Origin of the sequence: Lentzea xerophila (genome assembly GCF_051094245.1) — a bacterium.
Taxonomy (GTDB): domain Bacteria; phylum Actinomycetota; class Actinomycetes; order Mycobacteriales; family Pseudonocardiaceae; genus Lentzea; species Lentzea xerophila.
Genome location: NZ_CP194934.1, coordinates 1,333,906 through 1,356,013, shown reverse-complemented (window position 1 = coordinate 1,356,013; position 22,108 = coordinate 1,333,906). Strand labels below are relative to the sequence as shown.

Annotated in this window: 23 protein-coding genes; 11 read left to right on the top strand and 12 right to left on the bottom strand. The window is 69.3% G+C overall.

Annotated features, from left to right (window positions below; all coding sequences use genetic code 11):
- Positions 1 to 9: 9 nt before the first annotated feature.
- From ACRSBM_RS06685 to ACRSBM_RS06665, 5 genes are all read left to right on the top strand, one after another.
- A complete protein-coding gene (locus tag ACRSBM_RS06685) occupies positions 10 to 843 on the top strand; it encodes a class I SAM-dependent methyltransferase (RefSeq protein WP_434440709.1) in 834 nt (277 codons plus the stop codon).
- Between the two features lie 11 nt (positions 844 to 854).
- Positions 855 to 1,775, top strand: coding sequence for a GNAT family N-acetyltransferase (locus ACRSBM_RS06680; RefSeq protein WP_434440707.1), 921 nt, complete (start codon positions 855 to 857; stop codon positions 1,773 to 1,775).
- 79 nt (positions 1,776 to 1,854) lie between these two features.
- Positions 1,855 to 2,484, top strand: coding sequence for a hypothetical protein (locus tag ACRSBM_RS06675; protein ID WP_434440705.1), 630 nt, complete (start codon positions 1,855 to 1,857; stop codon positions 2,482 to 2,484).
- Positions 2,481 to 4,355, top strand: a complete 1,875-nt coding sequence (locus ACRSBM_RS06670; RefSeq protein ID WP_434440703.1) for a YhgE/Pip family protein — start codon at positions 2,481 to 2,483, stop codon at positions 4,353 to 4,355. The genes ACRSBM_RS06675 and ACRSBM_RS06670 overlap by 4 nt, the downstream gene beginning before the upstream one ends.
- Entirely contained in the window at positions 4,352 to 4,918 is a 567-nt protein-coding gene (locus ACRSBM_RS06665) for a TetR/AcrR family transcriptional regulator (RefSeq protein ID WP_434440701.1), read from the top strand. Before ACRSBM_RS06670 ends, ACRSBM_RS06665 begins: the two co-directional genes overlap by 4 nt.
- A 12-nt stretch (positions 4,919 to 4,930) precedes the next feature.
- On the opposite strand, the gene ACRSBM_RS06660 is transcribed toward ACRSBM_RS06665, so the two are convergent.
- The 8 genes from ACRSBM_RS06660 to ACRSBM_RS06625 all read right to left on the bottom strand — a co-directional run bounded on the left by ACRSBM_RS06660 (position 4,931) and on the right by ACRSBM_RS06625 (position 11,674).
- Positions 4,931 to 5,440, bottom strand: a complete 510-nt coding sequence (locus ACRSBM_RS06660) for a hypothetical protein (RefSeq protein WP_434440699.1) — start codon at positions 5,438 to 5,440, stop codon at positions 4,931 to 4,933.
- Positions 5,437 to 6,009 carry an AAA family ATPase gene (locus ACRSBM_RS06655; protein WP_434440697.1) on the bottom strand — a complete coding sequence of 191 codons (573 nt, stop codon included), beginning with the start codon at positions 6,007 to 6,009 and terminating at the stop codon, positions 5,437 to 5,439. The genes ACRSBM_RS06660 and ACRSBM_RS06655 overlap by 4 nt, the downstream gene beginning before the upstream one ends.
- Before the next feature lie 85 nt (positions 6,010 to 6,094).
- Positions 6,095 to 6,298 carry a cold-shock protein gene (locus ACRSBM_RS06650; protein ID WP_086665400.1) on the bottom strand — a complete coding sequence of 68 codons (204 nt, stop codon included), beginning with the start codon at positions 6,296 to 6,298 and terminating at the stop codon, positions 6,095 to 6,097.
- 213 nt (positions 6,299 to 6,511) lie between these two features.
- The gene (locus ACRSBM_RS06645) at positions 6,512 to 7,027 is read right to left on the bottom strand and encodes a hypothetical protein (RefSeq protein WP_434440694.1); all 516 of its coding nucleotides are present in this window, start codon (positions 7,025 to 7,027) and stop codon (positions 6,512 to 6,514) included.
- A gap of 38 nt (positions 7,028 to 7,065) precedes the next feature.
- Complete coding sequence (locus ACRSBM_RS06640; RefSeq protein ID WP_434440692.1) at positions 7,066 to 8,118, bottom strand: Gfo/Idh/MocA family protein; 1,053 nt, start codon at positions 8,116 to 8,118, stop codon at positions 7,066 to 7,068.
- 100 nt (positions 8,119 to 8,218) lie between these two features.
- Positions 8,219 to 9,484, bottom strand: coding sequence for a Gfo/Idh/MocA family protein (locus tag ACRSBM_RS06635; protein WP_434440690.1), 1,266 nt, complete (start codon positions 9,482 to 9,484; stop codon positions 8,219 to 8,221).
- A gap of 107 nt (positions 9,485 to 9,591) precedes the next feature.
- Entirely contained in the window at positions 9,592 to 11,061 is a 1,470-nt protein-coding gene (locus tag ACRSBM_RS06630) for a hypothetical protein (RefSeq protein WP_434440688.1), read from the bottom strand.
- Positions 11,062 to 11,161: 100 nt separating this feature from the next.
- Positions 11,162 to 11,674 carry a GNAT family N-acetyltransferase gene (locus ACRSBM_RS06625; RefSeq protein ID WP_434440686.1) on the bottom strand — a complete coding sequence of 171 codons (513 nt, stop codon included), beginning with the start codon at positions 11,672 to 11,674 and terminating at the stop codon, positions 11,162 to 11,164.
- Between the two features lie 76 nt (positions 11,675 to 11,750).
- Between ACRSBM_RS06625 and ACRSBM_RS06620 the strand changes: the two genes are divergently transcribed.
- Complete coding sequence (locus ACRSBM_RS06620; protein WP_434440685.1) at positions 11,751 to 12,200, top strand: winged helix-turn-helix transcriptional regulator; 450 nt, start codon at positions 11,751 to 11,753, stop codon at positions 12,198 to 12,200.
- An 8-nt stretch (positions 12,201 to 12,208) separates the two neighbouring features.
- Here the strand turns inward: ACRSBM_RS06620 and ACRSBM_RS06615 are convergent, their stop codons facing one another.
- Positions 12,209 to 12,811, bottom strand: a complete 603-nt coding sequence (locus ACRSBM_RS06615) for a TetR/AcrR family transcriptional regulator (protein ID WP_434440683.1) — start codon at positions 12,809 to 12,811, stop codon at positions 12,209 to 12,211.
- A 319-nt stretch (positions 12,812 to 13,130) separates the two neighbouring features.
- On the opposite strand from ACRSBM_RS06615, the gene ACRSBM_RS06610 reads away from it, so the two are divergent.
- On the top strand, positions 13,131 to 13,322 hold the full coding sequence (locus ACRSBM_RS06610) for a hypothetical protein (RefSeq protein ID WP_434440681.1): 192 nt from the start codon (positions 13,131 to 13,133) through the stop codon (positions 13,320 to 13,322).
- A 219-nt stretch (positions 13,323 to 13,541) separates the two neighbouring features.
- Here the strand turns inward: ACRSBM_RS06610 and ACRSBM_RS06605 are convergent, their stop codons facing one another.
- Together ACRSBM_RS06605 and ACRSBM_RS06600 are read right to left on the bottom strand one after the other, a co-directional pair.
- The gene (locus tag ACRSBM_RS06605; RefSeq protein ID WP_434440679.1) at positions 13,542 to 13,949 is read right to left on the bottom strand and encodes a DUF2716 domain-containing protein; all 408 of its coding nucleotides are present in this window, start codon (positions 13,947 to 13,949) and stop codon (positions 13,542 to 13,544) included.
- Positions 13,950 to 13,999: 50 nt separating this feature from the next.
- On the bottom strand, positions 14,000 to 14,260 hold the full coding sequence (locus ACRSBM_RS06600) for a SecDF P1 head subdomain-containing protein (protein WP_434453001.1): 261 nt from the start codon (positions 14,258 to 14,260) through the stop codon (positions 14,000 to 14,002).
- Positions 14,261 to 14,657: 397 nt separating this feature from the next.
- On the opposite strand from ACRSBM_RS06600, the gene ACRSBM_RS06595 reads away from it, so the two are divergent.
- Entirely contained in the window at positions 14,658 to 15,263 is a 606-nt protein-coding gene (locus ACRSBM_RS06595; RefSeq protein WP_434440677.1) for a DUF4097 family beta strand repeat-containing protein, read from the top strand.
- Between the two features lie 28 nt (positions 15,264 to 15,291).
- Positions 15,292 to 17,400 carry a DPP IV N-terminal domain-containing protein gene (locus tag ACRSBM_RS06590; RefSeq protein WP_434440675.1) on the top strand — a complete coding sequence of 703 codons (2,109 nt, stop codon included), beginning with the start codon at positions 15,292 to 15,294 and terminating at the stop codon, positions 17,398 to 17,400.
- A 267-nt stretch (positions 17,401 to 17,667) separates the two neighbouring features.
- On the opposite strand, the gene polA is transcribed toward ACRSBM_RS06590, so the two are convergent.
- Positions 17,668 to 20,454 (bottom strand): DNA polymerase I, encoded by a 2,787-nt coding sequence (gene polA, locus ACRSBM_RS06585; RefSeq protein WP_434440673.1) that lies wholly within the window; start codon positions 20,452 to 20,454, stop codon positions 17,668 to 17,670.
- On the opposite strand from polA, the gene ACRSBM_RS06580 reads away from it, so the two are divergent.
- Together ACRSBM_RS06580 and ACRSBM_RS06575 are read left to right on the top strand one after the other, a co-directional pair.
- Complete coding sequence (locus ACRSBM_RS06580) at positions 20,447 to 20,806, top strand: hotdog fold thioesterase (protein ID WP_434440671.1); 360 nt, start codon at positions 20,447 to 20,449, stop codon at positions 20,804 to 20,806. The two genes, polA and ACRSBM_RS06580, sit on opposite strands and share 8 nt — an antisense overlap.
- A gap of 76 nt (positions 20,807 to 20,882) precedes the next feature.
- Positions 20,883 to 22,058 carry a lipase gene (locus ACRSBM_RS06575; protein ID WP_434440669.1) on the top strand — a complete coding sequence of 392 codons (1,176 nt, stop codon included), beginning with the start codon at positions 20,883 to 20,885 and terminating at the stop codon, positions 22,056 to 22,058.
- The last annotated feature ends 50 nt before the right edge of the window (positions 22,059 to 22,108 follow it).

Genomic DNA, 22,108 nt, shown 5'->3' with positions numbered 1-22,108 from the left:
AGGAGCAGTGTGTCCAACCAGCACGCGAGCGCGGAACAAGCGCTCGGCACCGCCGGCATCGTCAAGCGCGGGGCGGACGCCGCCGAGTCACGCGTGGCGAACCGCATCTGGTGGGACGCGGACGCCGACGACTACCACGAGACGCACGGCGAGTTCCTGGGTGCGGCGGACTTCGTCTGGTGCCCGGAGGGACTGCGTGAGCAGGACGTCCGCTTCCTGGGTGACGTCGCTGGTCAGAGCATCCTCGAGGTGGGGTGCGGCAGCGCTCCCTGCGCCCGCTGGCTCAAGGACAACAGCGCGAACGTCACCGCGTTCGACATCTCCGCGGGCATGCTCCGGCACGCCCGCCGCGCCAACGCCGAGACCGGCATCGACGTCCCGCTCGTCCAGGCCAGCGCCGACCAGCTGCCGTTCCGGGACGGCAGTTTCGACGCGGCCTGCTCGGCGTTCGGCGCCGTGCCGTTCGTGGCGGACGTCCAGGAGGTCTTCGGCGAGGTCGCCCGCGTGCTCAGGCCGGGCGCGCGGTGGGTGTTCGCGGTCAACCACCCGATGCGGTGGATCTTCCCCGACGACCCCGGCCCGCTCGGCCTCACGGTCACCCAGTCCTACTTCGACCGCACTCCGTACGTGGAGGTCGACGAGGAGGGCCGGGCCACCTACGTCGAGCACCACCGCACGCTCGGCGACTACGTCAGGGCGCTCACCAACACCGGCTTCGTCGTCGAAGACCTCGTCGAACCCGAATGGCCGCAGGGCCACACGCGCAACTGGGGCCAGTGGAGCCCCCTGCGCGGCAAGCTCTTCCCCGGCACCGCGATCTTCCGCACCCGCCTGACGTCGTAATCTGACCTGCTATGACCTCGGCACGCGGGCTGGTGGCGGCCCAGTCGGCACGTTTCGCGGCGTTGGACCCGTTGCTGCCGCCGGCCACCGAACCGCCGACGGACGGCCACGTCATCACGGCGGCGCTCGCGGACGGCACGCGCGTTGCCGCGGTCATCAGTCACCAGAGCTTCGAACCGCACTCGACGACACGGCTGTGGTCGGCGGCCGAGGTGTGGGAGATGTTGCCGCTGGTCGGGAGCACCCAGGGCATGGGCGCGCTGCTCACGCGCTTCCGCCGGCACCTCGACACGCAGGAGGCCGGCGAGGACACGGCGTGCGTCGTGCATTGGCCGAGTCGCGACACGAAGGCCGCACGGGCGTTCCTGGACCACGGTCTCGTGCCGCTGTCGGTGCTCGCCGTACGACTCAGGACACCGGCGCAGCACGTCTCCCGCACCCTCACGATCCGCCGCGCCACCCCGAACGACCTGGAAACGGTGCTGGAGCTGTCACTGGCCGAGCTCGAGTACTCCTCCTACGTCGGCTCGACGATCGTCCGCCCGGACGCCCCGGCGGTGAAGCGCCGCGCGCTGGTCGAGCGCCTCAGGAACGCGAGCCCGATCTGGCTCGCCGAACGCGACGGCGTCGCGGTGGCGCTCGCCGAGTGCGCGATCGTGTCGTCCGAGCCCGGCACCATGGCGGCAGCACGCCTGCCGCGCGGCCGGTGGGGCTACGTGAACTGCGTCTCGGTGCTGCCCGGCGCCCGCGGCACCGGCATCGGCCAGCAGCTGCTCGCCCACGCCCACCAGGAGCTCCACCGCATGGGCACGGTCGGCACCTACCTCTACTACAACCCGCCGAACCCGCTGAGCTCGGTGTTCTGGCCACGGCAGGGCTACCGGCCGTTGTGGACCGTCTGGGAAGTACGCCCCGCCTCCGCCCTTAGGTGACCTATGTCCGGGTTGCGGGACGCCGACGTCTGCGCAACAATTTGTACTGACCGGTCAGTTTAAATGGAAGGTAAAGGCCGTGGAGATCCATGCGCAACGCGCAGGCGTCAACGGGGGCCATGGTCCCCTGCTCCGGCCGACCTCGCTGACCGTGAAGCCCGGTGAGCTGACGCTGGTCGCGGGCGAGCCCGGCACCGGTCACACGGCGTTCGGCCTGCTGCTCTCCGGCCGCATGAAGCCCTCGACGGGCACGGTGTCGCCGGACGCGAAGACGCTGCGCAAGCGCGTCGTGCTGATCGACGCCCCCGAGGTCAACGAGCCGGAGGAGGCGCTCAGCCTCACCGCCGTCGTCGGCGAGGAGCTCGCGATGAACGGCATGCCGTCCGGCAAGAAAGCCGTACACGACTGGTTGGTCGAGCACGCCGCCGACGAACACGCGGACAAGCGCTTCGAGCACGTGCCGGCGCGGACGCGGTGCGCGGTGCTGCTCGAACTCGCCGCGGCGCGCCCAGGTGTGACGGCACTCGTCCTCGACAGCCCCGACCGCTACCACCCCGACCCGCGCGAGTGGCTCGCACTGGCCCATGACCACGTGACCCCCGAACGGTCCGTCGTCGTCCTGTGCTCGAACTCCTCCGCCCACCTCCTCGACATCCCGCACGCACGCCTTGGTGAGGACAACGACACCAAGCTGGAGATCACCGCATGAGCGCCCTTCGCATGGCCTTCAACGAGCTGCGCCGGATCACCTCCGGCACGCTCCCCAAGCTCGCCGTCCTGGCTCTGGCCCTCGTGCCTCTGCTGTACGCGTCGCTCTACCTGTACGCCAACAAGGACCCGTACGCGAACCTCGACCACGTCCCCGCCGCACTGGTCGTGAAGGACAAGGGTGCCAAGGACCTCAACGCAGGCAAGGACGTCGCCGACGAGCTGCTGAACGGCAGGAAGTTCAACTGGCAGGTCGTGGACGACGCCGACGAGGGCGTCCGCGAGGGCAAGTACATCTTCGCGCTGACCCTGCCGGAGGACTTCTCCGAGGCGCTCACGTCCGCCGAGCAGAACAAGCCGCGCCAGGGCGTGCTGACCCTGACGACCAACGACGCCAACAACTACCTCGGTTCCACGATCGCGAACCAGGTGGTGAGCGAGGTCCGCAGGGCCATCACGGCGAAGGTCTCCACCGAGGCCGCCGACAGGTTCCTGCTCGGCTTCTCCACGATCCGCGAGGAGACCACCAAGGCAGCGGACGGCGCCCGGCAGCTCGCGGACGGCAGCGCGACGCTGCGCGACAAGATCGGCGAGCTCGACAACGGCGTCCAGCAGCTGTCGAGCGGCGCCGCGCAGCTCCGCGACGGCACGCACGAGCTGCGCACGCAGACCGCACAGCTGCCCGACGGCGCGAAGAAGATCGCCGACGGGGCGCGCCAGGTCGCGACCGGCAACGAGACCGCCGCCCGCTCGGCGGAGGAGTACGCGGCGAAGGCCCAGGCCCTGGTCGGCGTGCTCGACCAGGCCGACGGCGACATCGCGGCCCGCCTGCGTTCCCTGGGCTTCACCGAGGAGCAGGTGCAGAACGTGCTGACCACGCTCGGCCAGGTCCGCAAGCCCGTCGACGACGCCAACGGCAAGGTCCAGGGCGCGGCGGGCGACCTGCGCAAGCTCGCGAACGGCGCGGACCAGGTGGCCGACGGCGCCGAGCAGCTCTCGGAGAAGATGCCCGCCCTGACCGCCGGCATCGCCAAGCTCGACGACGGCGCCACGACGCTGCGCGACGGCCTGCAGAAGGCGGCCACCGGCACGCCGCAGCTGCGCGACGGCGCGTCCAAGGTCGCCGACGGCTCCGCGCAGCTGCGCGACGGCCTCACCGGCGGCATCGACAAGATCCCGAACGCCGACGACCCGACCCGTGCGGCCATCGCGCAGGCCATCGGTGACCCGGTGGCGGTGCGCGGACTGTCCCAGACGAAGGCGGCCACCTACGGCGCCGGCCTGGCGCCGTTCTTCCTCGGCCTGGCGACCTGGATCGGCGCGTTCGTGCTGTTCCTGCTGTTGCGCCCGCTCTCACGCCGTGCGCTGGCCGCCGGTCAGTCGGCGCTGCGCGTCGCGTTGGGCGGCTGGCTGCCGGGTGCGTTGCTCGGCATCGTGCAGGTGCTCGTGATGTTCACGGTGGTGCGGTTCGTGGTGGACATCGAGCCGTCGAACCCCTTCGGCACGTTCGCGTTCCTCGCGCTGATGTCGCTGACGTTCGTGGCGATCCTGCACGCGCTCAACGCCGCGTTCGGCGCTGTCGGCAAGTTCCTGGGACTCATCCTGCTGATCCTGCAGCTGGTCAGCGCGGGCGGCACGTTCCCGTGGCAGACGATCCCGGTGCCGCTGTACCCGCTGCACTTCGGCCTGCCGATGGGGTACGCGGTCGACGGCCTGCGGCACCTGATGTACGGCGGTGACCTGGGCAGCGTCGGCAAGGACGCACTGATCCTTCTCGCCTGGCTGGTCGGGGCCCTAGCCTTGACGTCCGTGGCGGCCTACAAGCAGCGGGTGTGGACAGCGTCCAAGCTGAAGCCGGAGCTCGTGCTGTGAGCGCGCGGACGACGGCGACCAAGCAGAAGCTCTTCGACGCGGCGTTGAAGCTGGTCGGCGAGCGGGGCGCGGCCTCGGTGACGGTCGACGAGATCGCCGCCGAGGCGGGCGTCGCCAAAGGCACGATCTACTACAACTTCGCGTCGAAGGACGCCCTCGTCGAAGCCCTGCTGCGGCACGGCGTGGAGATCCTCGCGAGCCGGCTGCGGTCCGCCGAGGACTCGCTGGAGGCACTGGTCGACGAGATGCTCGGCTTCTGGGCCGAGTACCCGGCGTTCGGCCAGTTGCTCGTCTCCGAGCTGTGGCGCACACCGGGCCAGTGGCACGGCACTCTCTCGTTGTTGCGCGACGACATCGTGTCGATCGTGCGCGGCCAGATGAAGCGTCTGTCCGACGCGGGCCGCCTGCCGGAGGGGGTCGAGGTCGGCACCGCCTCGGCGGCGTTGTTCGGCACGTTGCTCGTCATCGCGCTGGACTGGCAGGTGTTCCAGCCGGAGCGGTCACGCGCGGAGGTGCGCGAGTCGGTCATGCTGCTGGTGCGGGGCATGCGCTCGGCCCGGTGACAGGTGTGAGGCTCAAGGGGCCTCGTAGTGCAGCGAGGGCGCGCGCCCTTCCAACGCCCGTTCGACCGCCTCAAGCACCGCACGGCTCGTGCGTTGCGTGGCGTCGTGGGCGAAATGACCGAGCAACACCTGCTGTGTCGGGTTCGGCAGCACCGGGTCGGGCACCGGCGCACACGTGTGCACCTCCACCACCGGCGCGCCTTGGGCGAGAAGGAGCTGCACGGCACGGAGAACGTCCACGCGGTAGGTGGTGTGCACCCACGCCACCAGCAGGTTCACCAGGTGGCCGTCGAGTTCGTACTCGACCTCCGACGCTAGTGCGACGGGCTGGGCCCAGTCGGCTTTGACCCAGGTCGGCCGGTGCCCGCGGGAGATCGAGGCGCGCGCCGCCCGTCCCGGACCGTCGTCGGCCATCAGGGGCTGGGTCCGCGACGGCAGCACCACCCGCCAGCCGCGGGTGACGAGTTCCTGCGCGCATCCGGCCAGCATGCCGGTCCCGCCGAGCACCAGCGCCGTTCTCACCGAGCACGCTCCTCCCGGACCGAGGCCAGCGGCCCCGCCAGCCACCGCTCCACCTGCCCCTGCCCGCGCAACCGGACGACCACGAGCTCGTCGACCAGGGCGAGCACCCTGGCCCGGCTGCGCCGGTAGGACGTCAGGCCCCATCGCAGGATGTGCTCGGAGTCCGTGAACACCGACCACAGCGACGATTCCTGGTTACCGTTCCACAACTCCACCCTGCCCGCGCGTCGCCTGATCGTGCGACTCACCAGGCGTCCCATCACCGTGGCGAACGGATGGTCGAGCCACACCACCGTGTCCGCCCGCGCCAGCAACATGGGCCGCACAGCCTTGTACTGAAACTCCGTGACCCAGGTGTCCTCGCGCACGAACGCGGCGACCTCGTCGGAGAACTCCGGCCGCGGCGTCCACCGCGGACCCCAGTAGAGACTGTCGAGCTCGACCCTCCGCAGGTCGTGCTGCTCGGCGATGCGCAGGCAGAGCGTCGACTTGCCGGATCCGGCGTTGCCGGCGACGAGGATGCGCCGGGGCACGTGCGGCAGCGGATCGGCTGGTCCGAGCAACGGCATCGGGCCAGGCTAACGAAAACCACATGATCACAAAACGAGCGCAGGGCCCCCGGAAAACCGGAGGCCCTGCGCTGCGGGACTAAAGTCAGAGAGCGGTGACGTTCGTCGCCTGCGGGCCCTTCTGGCCCTGCGTGACGTCGAACGAGACCTTCTGGTTCTCCTCGAGGCTGCGGTAGCCGCCGCCGTTGAGGGCCGAGTAGTGGACGAAGACGTCAGCGCCGCCGTCCTCGGGGGCGATGAAGCCGAAGCCCTTTTCGGCGTTGAACCACTTGACGGTGCCGTTTGCCATGTACTTACTGCTCCTTCAATGCTGAAGAACGAACCGCACTGTGCGGCCGCTCCGTGGTTGGTCATGAGCTGACCGCCCCAACCGCTAAGAAGGAGAAGCGCCCGCAACTGAAGTTTGGCGAGCGTGTAAGACACGAACACAAAACTGCAACCAAGGACCAGTGTACCCCACGGCGGCGGTCAGTGGGGTGACCCGGCAATGTTCCGGGCCACACTAGCGTCGCTTGCGCTGCGGAACCGCGAACCGCTGCTGCATGAGCGAGATCCGGAAGACGAGGTAGCAGGCCAGCCCGGCCGCCCCCAGCGCGCACACCGTGGACAGCGTCGAGAACACGACGTAGAAGGGCGTGTCGAGCAGCAACGACTCAAGCACGTCACACAGCACCATCGCGAGGAACGCGTACTGCCACGGCTTGATCAGCGGGCTCGCCACGCGCTGGTCGAACGGCACCTCGCGCTGCTCGGGGTCGCTCGCCTTCCACACCTGCGCCACCATCCGGACGCCGTGCAGCGCGATGGCCTCGGCGTTGTGGGTGGCGCTGCGGAACCACAGCACGGACGCCACGGCCGCGGGCAGGATGAGCACGATGGCGAGGAAGCTCCACGAGGACGAGCCGCCCTGCCAGTCGTTGATCGTGCCCCAGACCGACTCGGCGGCGACGAGCGCGATGAGTCCCATGCTGACGTAGCCGGTGACCCGGACGTCCTTCAGGTCGATGTAGGTGTCCAACGCAGGCAACCCCCGAACACGACGGATTGCGCGGCAGACTACCGCCCGAATCCGCAGCCCAGCTCGGCGAACGTCGCGACCTTCTCGGCGGCGCGCACGACCACCTCGTCGATGCCGTCGAGCACCACCCGGTCGCCGATGCGGCGGGCAGGCAACAGCGACACGTCCGCCTTGCCGCACTGCTCGACGACCGACGTGAACGCCCGTGCGGCGGCCAGCGGTGCCACGAGGGGCTCGCCGCTCTGCCGGTGCCGGACGAGGTTCTCCAGGAGGTCGACGGCGGGTGCCACGGCCATGCGGTGGTCGTTGACCGTCAACCGGTCGTCGTCGTACCACCAGACCGCCTGCCCCAACGATCCGTGTACCAGCACGACCGGTGGCAACGATGTCGTGGCGCACAACGTGGTGGCGACCACGACCGGCGGCGCACCCTCTGCCGTCACCCGGACACACGCCGTGTCGTCCGAACTGATCGTGTCGCGGCACCGAAACAGTTCCAGTTCGACGGCGATCTCGGCTTGTTCCTCGACGTCTGCGAGAAGCAACGCGTTCTGCAGGGCGTGCGCGAACGGGTTCACGAGCGTCCCGTCCTCCCCCTGCCGTCCGGCCCAGTCAGCGCGTTCGTAATAGGAGTCCGTGCGCACCCAACGCCCGGCAGCGCCGATGCCCGAGATGTAGCCCAACGCGCCGGAGCCGATCAACGAGCAGAGGCGCCGGTACGAGCCCTTGCCCTGCGTCTGGAACCCGACCTGACACACCAGCCCGCGTTTCTCCGCCACCGCGGAGATCTCGTCGAAGTCGGCCGTCGACAGCACCGCCGGCTTCTCCACCAGCACGTCACAGCCGAGTTCGAACGCCGACAGCACGAGGTCGTGGTGCGTCGACGGCGGCGAGGAGATCACCACGACCTCCGGGTGGAGCTCGGCGGCCAGCGACGGCAGATCGGGGTACGACGGCACCGGCACGTCGACGTCCGCCACGTCCACGACACCGACGAAGGTGGCGATCCCGTCGTGGCCGAGCCGGAGCAGGTTCTCCACGTGCCGCGCCCCATGCCCGCGAGCACCGACCAGCGCAACACGCATCGTCATCACCCTTCTCGGGCACACCGGCGGCCACCGACGCCGTCCTCAGCATCGGCCGAGGTGCCGCGAATATCAATGCGCCGCGCCAACCAAGACACGTTTGCCGTCAGCGGAGGTCGAGCACGTCGGCGACGTGGACCGGTTCGCCGGTCTCGAAGCTGCGGTTGGCGGCGAACCCGGTCAGCAGCGACAGCGCGCCGTCGTGGTGCGTCGCCCTGCGTCCCAGCGGATCCTCCTGCCCTGCCGGTCCGTACAGCGCGTCGACCATCCGCCGGTCCGCGCCGCCGTGCCCGTCCCTGTCGTAGTCGAGCGGGATCTCCTGCCGTTGTTCGAACAGCCGTTGGACGGAGAGCTTCGCCCACCCCTGTTCCGGGTTGGCGCTGACGCCGTGCACGGCCGGGTGCTGGCCCGACACCCAGGAGTTCTCGACGACCTCGAGTTCGAGCCGGCCCTTGCTGCCGTTGACCATCAGCCGGTAGCCCTCCCACGGCGAGTAGGCCGTGAGGTGGTAGGTCAGGTTCGCGCCACTGGCGTAGCGGACGAGCACCGACATGTCGTCCTCAATGGACACACCAGCCTCGAACGGGTTCTGGTCGCGCCGGTACCCGTCCTCGTGCCGGGCGTCGAGGTAGAGCTTCCTGAGCCAGTCGTCGCGCCGGAGGTCGATCGCGAACCTGTCGTCGCGGGCGTGACCGTGGCGTTCGCCGTTCTCCGCGCCGTAGAAGAACAACCGGCCGTGTGCGTACACAGTCTCGGGCACCGAGCCGACCCACCAGTTGAGCAGGTCGAAGTGGTGGGTCGCCTTGTGCACCATGAGGCCGCCGGAGTTTGCCTTGTCACGGTGCCAACGGCGGAAGTAGTCGGCGCCGTGGCGCGTGTCGAGCAGCCACTCGAAGTGCACGGACCCGATCTCGCCGACAGCGCCGTCCGCGAGCAGTGCGCGGACCTTCTCGTGGATCGGGTTGTAGCGGTAGTTGAAGGTGACCGTGAGGGTGCCGTCGTTGCGGTGCACCGCGTCGAGGATCTTGCGCGACGACGGGACGTCCGTCGTCATCGGCTTCTCCGTCACGACGTCGCGACCAGCGTCAAGCGCCTCGACGATGTAGGTGTCGTGGAACCGGTCGACGGTGGTCACGACGACGACGTCGACCCGTTGTTCGTGGAGCATCTTGAGGAAGTCGGCGGCGTCATAGGCGGGAACCGGCTCGATGCCCAGACCGGCGAGCCGGTCGTTGTGGACGGTCATCCGGGTGCGGTTCACGTCGGCGAACCCGACCAGCTCGCAGGTGTCCGCGTGCTCGACCGCGATGGCGTCGACGTGCCGCTGTGCCCGCGACCCCGTGCCGACCACCGCGTACCGCCTGCGAGCCATCCGCGACCTCCTCTGAAAACGTTTTCCTCACGCTAGTCGACGGCAACAAAAAAGAACCGCCCAACGCCCTGGTGGACGTTGAGCGGTTCTTGGACTGGCGGAGAGGCTCAGCCGATGCCCCGGTCGCTGAGCAGGGCCCACTGGCTCCAGCCGGCCTTCTCCTTGTAGAAGCGGCGGATCAGCTTGCCGTCGTCGGTGCGGGCGAAGACCTCCACGGTCTTGGTCTGCGCGTGGTACATCGCGGTCGGCGCCGCGGAGACCTCGGTGGTGCCGAGCCTCGCCCACGTGGTCCAGCCCTTGTCGGTCGCGCGGGAGTGCTCGACGTAGCCGCCCTCACCGAGCTGCACGACGTCGATCGAGCCGGTCGTCGAGTTGAAGACGGCCGACGGCGCGCCGGTGCCCTTGCCGCCCAGCGTCTTCCAGACGCCCGCCGCGTACTGCTCGACGCTGCCGGACGCGGTGCGGACGAAGACCTGGTCGACGGCGACGCTCGGGTCGCTGACGATCTTCACGTCACCCTGGTCCTGCCACGTCGTGCCGTCCCACTTGACCAGCTTGTCGTCGGCGGAGCGCGCGTAGAGGTCCTTGTCGGCGACGGCCGGGTTGCCCTGGATCCTGCGGTCGCCGACCGGCGCCCACTTGTCCGTGAAGCGGAGCAGGAGGCCGTCCGCGCCGCGGGCGAGGACCTCGACGGCCTTGGTCTTGTCGTTCCACTGCAGCGTCGGGTCGCCCGCGACGGCCGTGTCGCCCAGCGCGAGCCACTTGCCGTCGACGCGGCGGTAGATTTTGTCGTCCGTGCCGCGCGCGAACACCTCGACGATCTTCGTCTGCGGGTTCATCAGCGCGACCGGGTCGCCGGCGAAGAGCTCGGGGCCGAGCTGCTGCCAGCCCGCCCAGCGGCTCGTCTTGTGGAAGTTCGTGATGATGGTGCCGTCGGTGGCGCGCGCGAAGATCTCGAGCTGCTGCTGGCCGGTGTTCGAGATCTGCGGGCCGGAGTTGACGACGACCTTGTCCGTCACCGGCGTCTCGCTGCCGGTGCCGCCGCTCCCGGCCTCGAGGATGTTGTTGTAGCGCAGCGGCACGTACCTGCTGGCCGTGGCGGCGCTCCACACGCGCTGGACCGGGCGGCTGCCGTCCGGGCCCGCCTGCTCGCGCACGATCGGCCGCGTCTTGGCCGCGTCGGCCCAGCCGATGAACAGCGCGACGTGGTTCTCGCGGTCGTTGAGCGCGTCGCCGGGACGGAGGTCCTCCCAGTCGATGCGGTGCGCGACCTGCTCGAGGATGTGCGTGGTGTAGGAGATGCGCAGGCCCCAGGCCATCGACACGAAGCCGGAGCAGTCCGTGCGGTAGGCGCCGTACTTGTTGCCGAAGCAGTCGCTCTGGCTGTAGGGCACCCGCGCGCTGATCCACGTGCGCGACCGCGCCAGGACCTCGCTGCGCGTGATCTTCTGGTTCGCCTCGTACGCGCCGCAGAACACCCCGCCCTCGGCGGCCGCGACCGCGACGTCCGGCATGGCCAGCGTCGAGCCGAACGTGATGGCCGCCGCGGCGACCGCCAACATCCCCCACGATCTCATGCCGGTCACCGTAGCAAGGCGATGTGAAGTTTTGGTCCAGTCGAACGTCCTGTATTCGGCCGGCTCCCGGGGGCGGCGAACTCTGCCCTCACGGCCGTTCCTAGATGCCCTGCAGGCTGTTCACGAGGTCTTCGTCGCTGACCTCCGCGGTCACCCACGCCAGCGGGTAGCTCAGCTGGATCGTGTCGATCTCCCGCCGCAGTCGCACACCGGGCAGCACCTTGCGGACCAGCGCCAGCATGGCCAGGTTGTCCGGCAGCACGTCACCGTGCAGTTCCGCGACGTTCATCCGGGCCGCGACCGCCGTCAGTTCTTCGAGCAACCGGCGGCCGACCCCGCGGCGCTGCCACAGGTCGATCACGGCGACGGCGATCTCCGCACCGCACTCGCTGGTCCTGATCAACCGCGCGATGCCGACCGGTTCGCCACCGATCCGCGCACACACGGCCGCGTGACGCTCCCCGTCCACGTCGGCCAGGACGCGGCGAGCCGACGCCGTCAGCCGTGGCGTCGGGGAGTGGAACCGCAGGTAGCGGCTTCGCGCGGACAGTCCTGCGAACACCGCGTCGACAGCCTCTCCGGCGGTGTCGCGGTTGAGCTCGGTGACGCGCATGAGGATCGACTCCCTGAGTTCGGAATCCGAACTGTAACTGAGTTCGAAAAACGAACGCAAGGGATATCCTTGGCCCATGTCGTACGCGAGTTTCGCCAGCATGCCCTGCAGCCTGAGCCGCCCCGCGGCACTGCTGGGCGAGCGCTGGACGCTGCTGCTGCTCCGCCAGATCTTCTTGGGAACCCGCCGCTTCGAGGACTTCCAGTCGACGATGGAGATCTCCCGCAGCGTGCTGACGGACCGCCTCAACGTGCTGCTGCAGGAGGACGTGCTCAAGCGTGTGCCCTATCAGCGGGAAGACGGCCGCACCCGGCACGAGTACCGCCTCACCGAGAAGGGCAGGGAGCTCTACCCCGTGCTGATGGCGTTGCGCACGTGGGGCGAGAAGTGGATGGCCCCGGACGAGGAGGAGTCGTTCGAGACCCACCACCGCGGCTGTGGCGGCGGCGTGCGGGCGAAGGTCGAGTGCACCGATTGCGGCGCCGAACTGACGGCGCGCGACGTGCAGGTGACCGCCAAGCGGTGAACTTGGGCCTAGCGCAGCGAGTCGAGGTGCCTGCGCAGCAACGAGACCGTGAGCTCCGGCGTCATGCGGTCCGGGTGCAACACGCCGTCGACGGTGAGCCCGTCCAGCAGCGACGCGAGCCGTTCGGACTCCAGGACGAGGTCGAGCGTCGCCGCGACGGTTCCGGCCTCGGACATCACGGACAGCGCGCGGTGACAGAGCCGGCGCAGGCCGTCGTAGAGCCGCTCGGCGTGCGGCAGCAGTGAGGGACGGGTGCGCGCCGCCGTGGCGAAGGCCAGCCACAGCACGGCTTCGTCGCGACGGCGGTCGTCGAGCGGGAGAACCTCCGAGAGGACGCGTTCGGCGGGGCGCCGGTGGCCCGAGCGGTCGCCGAGCGACCGGACCTGCGCGAAGACCCGCTGTTCTGTCGACTCGATCAGCGCCTCGACCGCGAAGATGATCATGTCGTCGTGGCTGTCGAAGTAGTGGCGGATCGAGCCGATCGCCAGGCCCGCCTCCACCGCCACGTTGCGCAGCGAGGCCTGCTCGACGCCGTCCCGCACGACCACGCGGAACACCGCCTCGGCGACGGCCTGGCGGCGGGCGGCGGGATCGACGACTCTCGGTGACACCTCCCTTTTGTAGCACGGCCCTGCTAGTTTAAGTAGCAAGGTCATGCTACTTAGGGGGACGCGATGACTTATCTGCTGATAGCGGCCGGTGTGCTGTACGTGCTGGTGCGCCGGTTCAGGGGGGAGCCGCTGAACGCGAGGGACCTGCTGGCGCCACCCGCGTTCCTGTTGTTCTTCGGCATCCGCGCGGTCGACGAGTTCCACCTCAGCTACCTGCTCCCGCTCACCGCCGGGTTCGCGTTCGGTGCCGTCCGGGGCATGACGACCAAGCTGTTCGAACGCGACGGCCACCTGTGGCAAGCGGTACACGCCGTGGACGTTGGTCGTCTGGGTGGCGTCGCTCGGCGTGGGCCTGGGACTCGGACTGCTCATCGGCGGGCACGCGCCGACACAGCTGTCCATCGGCGTGAGCATGCTCGGCGAGCTGTGCGCCGTGGGCGCGAAAGCGTTGAACACCGGACTGCCGTTCGCCCCGGAGAAGCTGTCCAACGGACGGCCTGGATCGTCGTGACTTCCCTGCGGGGGGCCGTGCAGGGAATGGGCCGGGGCGCCGTGTGTTCTCCATCAGCACCAGCGGCCGGAGTCCGCTGGCGACGGCCGTTGGCCGTGACGCCACGATCAGTGGCGACGGTGGTGCCTGCGGATCCGAGATCGAGCCCAACCTGGTACGGCATCGCGGGTCACCCCTCACTGCGGACACCCCCTACACGTACGTCTCAGCCGGCTCGGTTCACCTCTTCTCGCCGCCGGCGCGCAGGCGTGGCAACAGCGCGTCGACCTCGTCCTGGACTTCGGCGAGAAGGTCGGCGCCCCAGACGCACAGCGAGTTCTCCCACGGATGCCCGAACGTGCCGAACCTCAAGTCGTACGGCGCGTTGATGGCGTAGTCGCCGTCGCCGACAACAGGTTCCTCCCACACCGGTTGGCCCAGGCCGCCCACGCGGTGCAGGTCCGCCGCGGTCCCGAAGTGGTAGGGGTCCGCCCAGAAGATCCGCTCGCCGGGCTCAGTGCAGGCGGTGAGTCCACGCCTGATCACCGCTGTGACGGCGTCCTCCGCCGCGAAGGCACCGCCCCAGGTGACGGAGTCCGCCGGCTCGGCGATGCCGGGGAAGTCGACGAGCACGCCGTCCTGCTCCACCACAGCACCACACGGCGTTCTGCCGAGCCGTCGTTCGTCGTAATCCCGGATCATCGCCCGCTCAGCTGCTGCGCGAGTTGCTCGGCCTCGTCCGCGATGAACCTCCCGGCGATCTGCGTGGCGCCACCGAGGATCGGCGACTGGATGCCGGGCGCGCTGAGCACGTGTCCGTTGGTCAAGATCGCCACCTGTTGCCCCTCGTTGGCGCTCATGAAGTCGTCCCAGGTCACCGAGCCCATTGGTTCGAACTCGACCGTCATGACGTGGCCACCATTCGCATCAGGCGAATCGCAACGTCGTTCTCCGGCGATCCTCGCACGTCTGTACCCACTCGGGGACCCGGTTCGGCGAGCCGGCGCATCTCGTCGAGGACCTCGGGCGTCACGGCCGTCGCCGACCGGTCAGCGTCGCACCCTCGGCCTGACTACTCCAGTAGGTGAACTTGACGGCCGTGGCCTCCAGAGGCCACGAAGGCCGACGGCGCGACTTCGACGCCGATGCCCCAGCTCCCGTCTCAGCCATAGCGTTCAGTTCACTATCATTGCAACGATTCCGTTTGCACGTTGCGTTAGATCTAGACTCCATTGCAATGATTGAACAGCTGTGAGCTGCATAGATATGCCGACAGCGCAACAAGCGTGTTGGCGTCTCCCATGAACGCAACGTAGCTTTTCGCTTGTCAGAAACGACGAGCCACAGGAGCCAGAGATGCACACGTTCGCCACCACCGCCCCGATCACCGCCGTCCTCGACATCCCCGCCGGGCGCGTTCAGTTCATCGCCGCCGACCGCGCCGACGCCGCCGTCGAGGTCCTGCCCGTCGACGCTTCGAAGAGCCGTGACGTGAAGGCCGCGGAGAAGATCGACGTCGCGTTCGCCGACGGCGTCCTGCGGGTCAGGGCCGAGGCCGGGAGCACGATCCTCGGCTCCTCCGGGTCCGTCGAGATCACGGTCCAGCTGCCCGCCGGGTCACGCGTGGAGGCCAAGGCCGCGAGCGCCGAGTTCCGCGGCGTCGGCCGACTCGGGGACATCGCCTTCGAGGCCGCGCAGAGCGACATCAAGATCGACGAAGCCGCGCACGTCCGGCTGAACACGCAGGCGGGTGACGTCACCGTCGGCCGCCTCAACGGATCCGCCGAGATCAGCACCCAGAAGGGCGACATCACCGTCAGCGTCGCCGCCGGACGCTCGGCCTCCCTGGACGCCGGCACCACCTACGGCCGGGTCCACAACTCGCTCAAGAACACCGGAGCACCCGATCTCACCATCCGCGCCACCACCGCCTACGGCGACATCACCGCCCGCAGCCTCTGACCACACGTCGAAAACTGGGGAGAAGACAGTGAGCACCACCGAGAACTACCAGGCCGCCGAGCAGCTCCTCCGCCGCCTCGCCAACCCCGCCGAGCTGGTCGTCGGCGCCAAGGTCAGTCCACAGTGGATCGAGGACGGCGACCGCTTCTGGTACCAGGTCCGCGACGGCGCCGACCGCCGGTTCGTGGTCGTCGACCCGGTGGAGGGGACCCGCACGCCCGGCTTCGACCCCATGCCGTTCATCGCGGCGCCGGGCAACCCGCTGGAGGTGCCCTCACCGGACGGCAAGGTCGCGGTGTCGCGCCGCGGGCAGGACCTGTGGGCGCGCTCCGGCGAGCGCGAGTGGGCGCTCACGACCGACGGCGAGCAGGACCACGGCTACGGCTACGGTCCGGACATCACGAGCTACCGCACGCTGATGAGGAGGTTCGGTCTGCCGCACCTGCCGCCCGCGGTGGCCTGGTCGCCCGACTCGGCGAAAGTCCTGACGCACCGCCTCGACGAGCGCGACGTCCGGTTGACCCACCTGGTCGAGGCCGCGCCCGCCGACGGTGGCGCCCCGGTGGTGCACACGCAGCGATACGGCTACGCCGGCGACGAGCACGCGCCACAGGCCGAACTGGTCGTGCTGGACGTCGCCACCGGCACGGTGGTCCGCGCCCAGGCGGAGCCGCTGTTCCTCTCCCAGGTGTCGCCGATCATGACCCGGTGGGCGTGGTGGGCCGAGGACAGCTCGGCGGTCTACTACCTGGCGCAACCCCGTGACCAGCGCACTCTCACGCTGCACCGGATGGACCCGGTGACCGGTGAGGTCAGCGTCGTGCTGAGCGAGTCAGGTCCCACACGCGTCGAGCCCAACCAGTGGCTGTTCGAGCCCGCTATCGTCCAAGTGCTCGACGACGAGGTGCTGTGGTTCTCGCAGCGCGACGGCTGGGGTCACCTCTACCGCTACGACCTGCACACCGGCGAACTGCTGAACCAGGTCACCTCGGGCGAGTGGACGGTGCGGCAGATCCTGCGCGTCGCCGACGGGGTCGTGCACTTCGTCGCGTCCGGCCTGGTCGCCGAGGACCCGTACCGGCGTTCGGTCTGCCGGATCGGGTTGGACGGCACCGGGTTCGCCCTCCTCACCGACGACGGGCTGGACCACGTCGTCACGGTGTCCCCGAACGGGAGGTACTACATCGACTCCGCCTCCACTGTGGACACTCCGCCGGTGACCGTGGTGCGTGACTGGACCGGTCACGTGCTCGTCGAACTGGAGCGTGCCGACATCACCCGGCTCGCCGCCACCGGCTGGACGGCACCGGAACGCTTCTGCGTGAAGGCGGCTGACGGCGAGACGGACATCTACGGCGTGCTCTACAAGCCACGCGGGTTCGACCCCACCCAGAGCTACGCCGTGGTGGACACGATCTACCCCGGCCCGCAGGTCAACCGCGTCGAGCCGGGCTTCGACCCCGGCGGCATGGGCATGGACGCCGAACCGTTGGCAGCACTGGGTTTCGTGGTGGTGGCGATCGACGGCCGCGGCACCCTGGGACGCGGCAAGGCCTTCCACGACGCGTCCTACGGTCGCATCGCGGACGCGGGCGCCCTGGAGGACCACGTCGCGGCACTGCACCAGCTCGCGGCTTCCCGCCCGTGGATGGACCTGGACCGCGTCGGCGCGTTCGGCCACTCGGGAGGCGGTTTCGCGACGATGCGGGCGTTGCTGACACATCCCGAGACGTACAAGGCCGGTGTCTCGCTCTCCGGCTGGCACGACGCGCGGACGTTCAACCTGGGTTTCATCGAGACCTACGACGGCGCGAACAACCCCGAGGCGTACGCCCGTTCCTCGAACGTCGACATCGCCGACCGGTTGGAAGGCAAGCTGCTGCTCGTCCACGGTGAGATGGACGACCAGGTGCACGTGGACCACACGTTGCGGCTGGCCGACCGGCTCATCGCGGCGAACAAGGACTTCGAGATGCTCATCGTGCCCGGCGCCGAGCACATGTTCCTCGACAGCCTGGCCTACGTCCGCACGCGCTGCTGGGACTTCCTGGTGCGCACGCTGATGGGCACCGAGCCGCCGGCGTACCGGCCCGCGCCGATCGTCATCGACCCCGAACTGCTGAGCGAGATCTTCTGATCCGCGGCAGCACGCAGCCCGTCCGAGCTCAGGCTTGGGCGGGCTGCGCCGTTGTGCACCTGATGCGCGCCGAACACGGTGGTCGCCTACGGACGCGGGGTGGACGGCCACCTCGCGTCCTGCCTGACTGTCGATCGCCGCGGGGAGGGCCTACTGCGCCCCACTGCAACCTCAGTTGCCCAGTCTGCTCGTCCTGCCGCACGGAGGACCGTCGCGCACTCCTCGAACTCCGCGACGACTCGTCCGCAACAACTTGCGTCGTGTGTCCTAGTGCGCGGCGTCGTCCCAGGAGCGACCCACGCCGACCGAGACCTCCAGCGGGACCTGAAGCTGGTAGGCGTTGCCCATCTGGTCGCGCACGAGAGCCTCCACAGCCTCGCGCTCGCCCTCGGCGACTTCCAGCACCAGTTCGTCGTGGACCTGCAGGAGCATCCGCGAGCGCAGGCCGGACGACTCCAGCGCGCGGTAGACGCCGAGCATGGCGACCTTGATGATGTCCGCGGCGCTGCCCTGGATCGGGGCGTTGAGGGCCATGCGCTCGGCCATCTCGCGGCGCTGGCGGTTGTCCGAGGTCAGGTCCGGCAGGTAGCGGCGGCGGCCGAGGACGGTCTCGGTGTAGCCGTCCTTGCGGGCCTTCTCGACGATCTCGTTGAGGTAGTCGCGCACGCCGCCGAAGCGGGAGAAGTAGGCCTCCATCTGCTCGCGGGCCTCTTCGGTCGGGATACGGAGCTGCTGCGACAGGCCGAACACCGACAGGCCGTACGCGAGGCCGTACGACATCGCCTTGATGCGGCGGCGCATCTCGCCCGTCACCTCGGAGGTGGGGATCGAGAACGCCTGCGACGCCACGTAGGTGTGCAGGTCCTCGCCGCTGTTGAACGCCGCGATCAGGCCCTCGTCGCCGGACAGCGTGGCCATGATCCGCATCTCGATCTGGCTGTAGTCCGCGGTCATCAGCTCCGCGTAGCCCTTGCCGACGACGAACGCCTGGCGGATGCGGCGGCCCTCGTCCGTGCGGATCGGGATGTTCTGCAGGTTCGGGTCCGTCGAGGACAGCCGGCCGGTGGCGGCGATCGTCTGGTGGAACGTCGTGTGGATGCGGCCGTCGTCGGCCACCGACTTCAGCAGGCCGTCCACAGTGGACTTCAACCGCGTGACGTCGCGGTGCGAGAGCAGGTGCTGCAGGAACGGGTGCTCGGTCTGCTCGAAGAGGTTCTGCAGGGCGTCCGCGTCCGTCGTGTAGCCGGTCTTGGTCTTCTTCGTCTTCGGCATGTTCAGCTCGTCGAAGAGGACCGTCTGCAGCTGCTTCGGGCTGCCGAGGTTGATCTCCTTGCCGATCACCGAGTACGCCTCCTGCGCGGCGTGCTTCACTCCCGCCGCGAAGTGCGCCTCCAGCTCGGAGAGGTGGTCGACGTCGATCGCGATGCCGACGGCCTCGACCTCGTCGAGCACGTTCATCAGCGGCAGCTCGAGGTTCGCGAGCAGGTCGGCGCCGCCGATCGTCACCAGTTCCTCGTCGAGGCGGTCGGCGAGCTCGGCGACGGCACGCGCGCGCAGGATCGTGCCGGTGGCGACCTTCTGCGCCTCCTCGGACTCGTCGGCGAGCAACGACAGCTGGCCGTCGCCGGACTCCTCCGCCCGCAGCTCCCGCTTGAGGTAGCGCAGCGCCAGGTCGTCCAGCGCGAACGAACGCTGGCCGGGACGCACGAGGTAGGCGGCCAGGGCCGTGTCGGAGGAGAGGCCGCGCAGCTTCCACCCGCGGGCGCGCACGCGGCGCAACGGCAGCTTCAGGTCGTGGCCCGCCTTGGCCACGCCCTCGTCGGCCAGCCAGGCGGCGAGCGCCTGCTCGTCGGCCTCGTTCAGCTCGGTGACGTCGACGTACCCGCCCTCACCGGTGGCCGTGCACAGCGCGACGCCCTCCAGGTCGGTCGTGATGCGCAGCGCGACACCGACGCGCGTCTTGCGCGCGTGCTCGTCCAGCCACTTCGCCAGCGTGCCGGCGGGGATCGCGCCGCCGGAGACCTCGAAGCCCTCCTCGGCCTCGGGCTCCGCGGTCGTCAGCGTCTGGAACAGACGGTCACGCAGAACGCGGAACTCCAGCTCGTCGAACAGCCGGTGCACGGCGTCGCGGTCCCAGGCCTGCGCCGCCAGACCGTCGATCGTGTACGGCAGCTCGACGTCCTTGATCAGCTCGGTGAGCTGGCGGTTCATGATGATGTTCGCCAGGTTGCCGCGCAGGGCCTCGCCGACCTTGCCGGGCACCTCGTCGATGCGGTCGACGAGCTCGTTGAGGCCACCGAACTGGTTGAGCAGCTTGATGATCGTCTTCGGGCCCACGCCCGGCGTGTTCGGCAGGTTGTCCGACGAGTCGCCGCGCACCGCCGCGTAGTCCGCGTACTGGTCGGGGCGCACGCCGTGCTTCTCCTCGACGTACGCGGGGGTGAACCGGCCCATCTCCGAGACGCCCTTGACCGGGTACAGCACCGTCACCTGGTCGTTGACCAGCTGGAACGCGTCGCGGTCGCCGGTGACGATCTGCACCTCGAAGCCCTGCTCCACGGCCTGCGTGGTGAGCGTCGCGATGATGTCGTCCGCCTCGTAGTTCTCCTTCTCCATGGTCGGGATCTGCAGCGTGGCCAGCACGTCCTTGATCAGGGAGACCTGGCTGCGGAACTCGTCCGGCGTCTTGGAGCGACCGGCCTTGTACTCGGGGTACTGCTCGGAGCGGAAGGTCTTGCGCGACACGTCGAACGCCACGGCGACGTGCGTGGGCTTCTCGTCCCGCAGGATGTTGATCAGCATGGACGTGAACCCGTACACGGCGTTCGTGACCTGCCCCGTCGCCGTCTGGAAGTTCTCGGCGGGCAGGGCGTAGAACGCTCGGTAGGCCATCGAGTGACCGTCGATGAGCAGGAGCCGCTTCACGTCTGAGGGAGTCACGAGCCCGAGTCTAGGGTGGGGGTCTGACAGTTTCGCTTGAGCCCTTGGAGCACGTGTGACCCCCGACCTGCCCGTCGAGTTCGCCGACGAACAACTGCACCTCCGGATGGGCATCGAAATCACTCGATGGGATGTCCAGGAGATGGTCGGCACCATGCCGGTCAAGGGCAACCGCCAGCCGTTCGGCCTGCTGCACGGCGGCGCGAACGCCGTGCTCGCCGAACAGCTGGGCTCCATCGCGTCCGCGATGCACGCCGCGCAGTTCAACTGCATCGCGGTGGGACTCGAGCTGTCCTGCACCCATCATCGAGCTGCGCGCGAGGGCATCGTGACGGGCGTGGCGCGGCCGATCCACCTCGGCCGCAGCACGACGACGTACGAGATCGTCATGACCGACGAGGAAGGCAAGCGCACCTGCACCGCGCGCCTCACCTGCCTCATCCGTCCCAAGGCGCCGGGAGCGTGAGTACTGGGGTAAACCACACCTTCTTTGTGCGGTCAGCCCCAGTGTCCGACCAAGATCACCCCGACATCGTTGGGACATGACCTTCACGACTCGACTCACAGCGGCAGTCCTGTGCGGCGCACTGGTCGCGGCCTCGGCCCCGGCCACCGCGTTGGCCCGCACGACCCGCGGCGCACTCCTCGACGTCGTCCCGGTGTCCACGATGGACACCACCCAGCTGGTCACCTACCTGGGGGATCACGCTTTGGACGCCTCACGCGTCCGCTTCGCCGTGGACGCGAAGCGAATCACGTACCGCACCATCGACGCGCACGGCAGGCCGACCACGGCCAGCGCACTGATCGCCCTGCCCCGCAACGCCGTCAGATCACCGCGCCAGGCCGCCTGGCTGCACGGCACCACCGGTTACCGCGGCTCGGTCGCCTCGGTGGCGGACGGCAACGACCGCGCGGCGGCCCTGCTCTTCGCCTCCGCCGGCTACCTCACCACAGCGCCCGACTACCTGGGCCTGGGCACCGGCCCCGGTCGTCACCCGTACATCGACGCCCCGTCCACCGTCACGGCCTCGGTGGACGCCTTACGCGCGGCCCGCGTGCTCGCCGCCCGCAGCGGCCTGCGCCCCGACCCGCGCGTCATGATCACCGGCCACTCCCAGGGCGGCCACGCCGCCATGGCCCTGGGCAGAGCCCTGCAGGCCGGCGCCGATCGGCGGCTGAAGGTGGGCGGCCTGGCCCCGATCGGTGGCCCGTTCAAGCCGAGCCTGCTGGTCTCCAGGGCGACAGAAGACAAGATCGCCAACGGCGTGGCGTACATGGCGTACTGGACGGTGGCCTGGAACCGCGTCCACCACCTCTACGACAACCCGGCCGAGGCCTTCAGGGACCCGTCGATCGAGGCTCTGTTCGACGGCGAGCACCGCGACGAGGAGATCTTCCGGCACCTGCCCGCGACCATGGCCGAGCTCCTCACCCCCGCCTACCTCGACCGCGTGCAGCACCCGACCGGCGTTCTGCGCGCGAAACTGCGCGAGGCCGACGGCTACTGCGACTGGCGCCCTGCGGTCCCGGTGACGATCTACTCCTCCGCCGGCGACCGCGACACGCTGCTCGAGACCTCCGCCTACTGCGACCAGCGCCTGAAGGCACACCACGCCCGCAGCACCCTCGTGGACCTGGGCGCGGACGTGAACCACGGCAAGGCCGCCAAGCTGGCCCTGCCGCGCATCCTGGCCGAGTTCGACCGCGAGAGGTGAGCAGACCTCGCCTTCAGCGAAGCACGACAGCGCCGGAACTCACCGGACGG

What these genes read in the sequence shown, in the direction of transcription:
- ACRSBM_RS06680 (WP_434440707.1), top strand. Translation starts at nt 855, where the DNA reads ATGACCTCGGCACGCGGGCTGGTGGCGGCCCAGTCGGCACGTTTCGCG.
- ACRSBM_RS06670 (WP_434440703.1), top strand. Translation starts at nt 2,481, where the DNA reads ATGAGCGCCCTTCGCATGGCCTTCAACGAGCTGCGCCGGATCACCTCC.
- ACRSBM_RS06655 (WP_434440697.1), bottom strand. Translation starts at nt 6,009, where the DNA reads ATGCCGTTGCTCGGACCAGCCGATCCGCTGCCGCACGTGCCCCGGCGC.
- ACRSBM_RS06650 (WP_086665400.1), bottom strand. Translation starts at nt 6,298, where the DNA reads ATGGCAAACGGCACCGTCAAGTGGTTCAACGCCGAAAAGGGCTTCGGC.
- ACRSBM_RS06640 (WP_434440692.1), bottom strand. Translation starts at nt 8,118, where the DNA reads ATGACGATGCGTGTTGCGCTGGTCGGTGCTCGCGGGCATGGGGCGCGG.
- ACRSBM_RS06635 (WP_434440690.1), bottom strand. Translation starts at nt 9,484, where the DNA reads ATGGCTCGCAGGCGGTACGCGGTGGTCGGCACGGGGTCGCGGGCACAG.
- ACRSBM_RS06630 (WP_434440688.1), bottom strand. Translation starts at nt 11,061, where the DNA reads ATGAGATCGTGGGGGATGTTGGCGGTCGCCGCGGCGGCCATCACGTTC.
- ACRSBM_RS06625 (WP_434440686.1), bottom strand. Translation starts at nt 11,674, where the DNA reads ATGCGCGTCACCGAGCTCAACCGCGACACCGCCGGAGAGGCTGTCGAC.
- ACRSBM_RS06620 (WP_434440685.1), top strand. Translation starts at nt 11,751, where the DNA reads ATGTCGTACGCGAGTTTCGCCAGCATGCCCTGCAGCCTGAGCCGCCCC.
- ACRSBM_RS06595 (WP_434440677.1), top strand. Translation starts at nt 14,658, where the DNA reads ATGCACACGTTCGCCACCACCGCCCCGATCACCGCCGTCCTCGACATC.
- ACRSBM_RS06580 (WP_434440671.1), top strand. Translation starts at nt 20,447, where the DNA reads ATGGGCATCGAAATCACTCGATGGGATGTCCAGGAGATGGTCGGCACC.
- polA (WP_434440673.1), bottom strand. Translation starts at nt 20,454, where the DNA reads ATGCCCATCCGGAGGTGCAGTTGTTCGTCGGCGAACTCGACGGGCAGG.
- ACRSBM_RS06575 (WP_434440669.1), top strand. Translation starts at nt 20,883, where the DNA reads ATGACCTTCACGACTCGACTCACAGCGGCAGTCCTGTGCGGCGCACTG.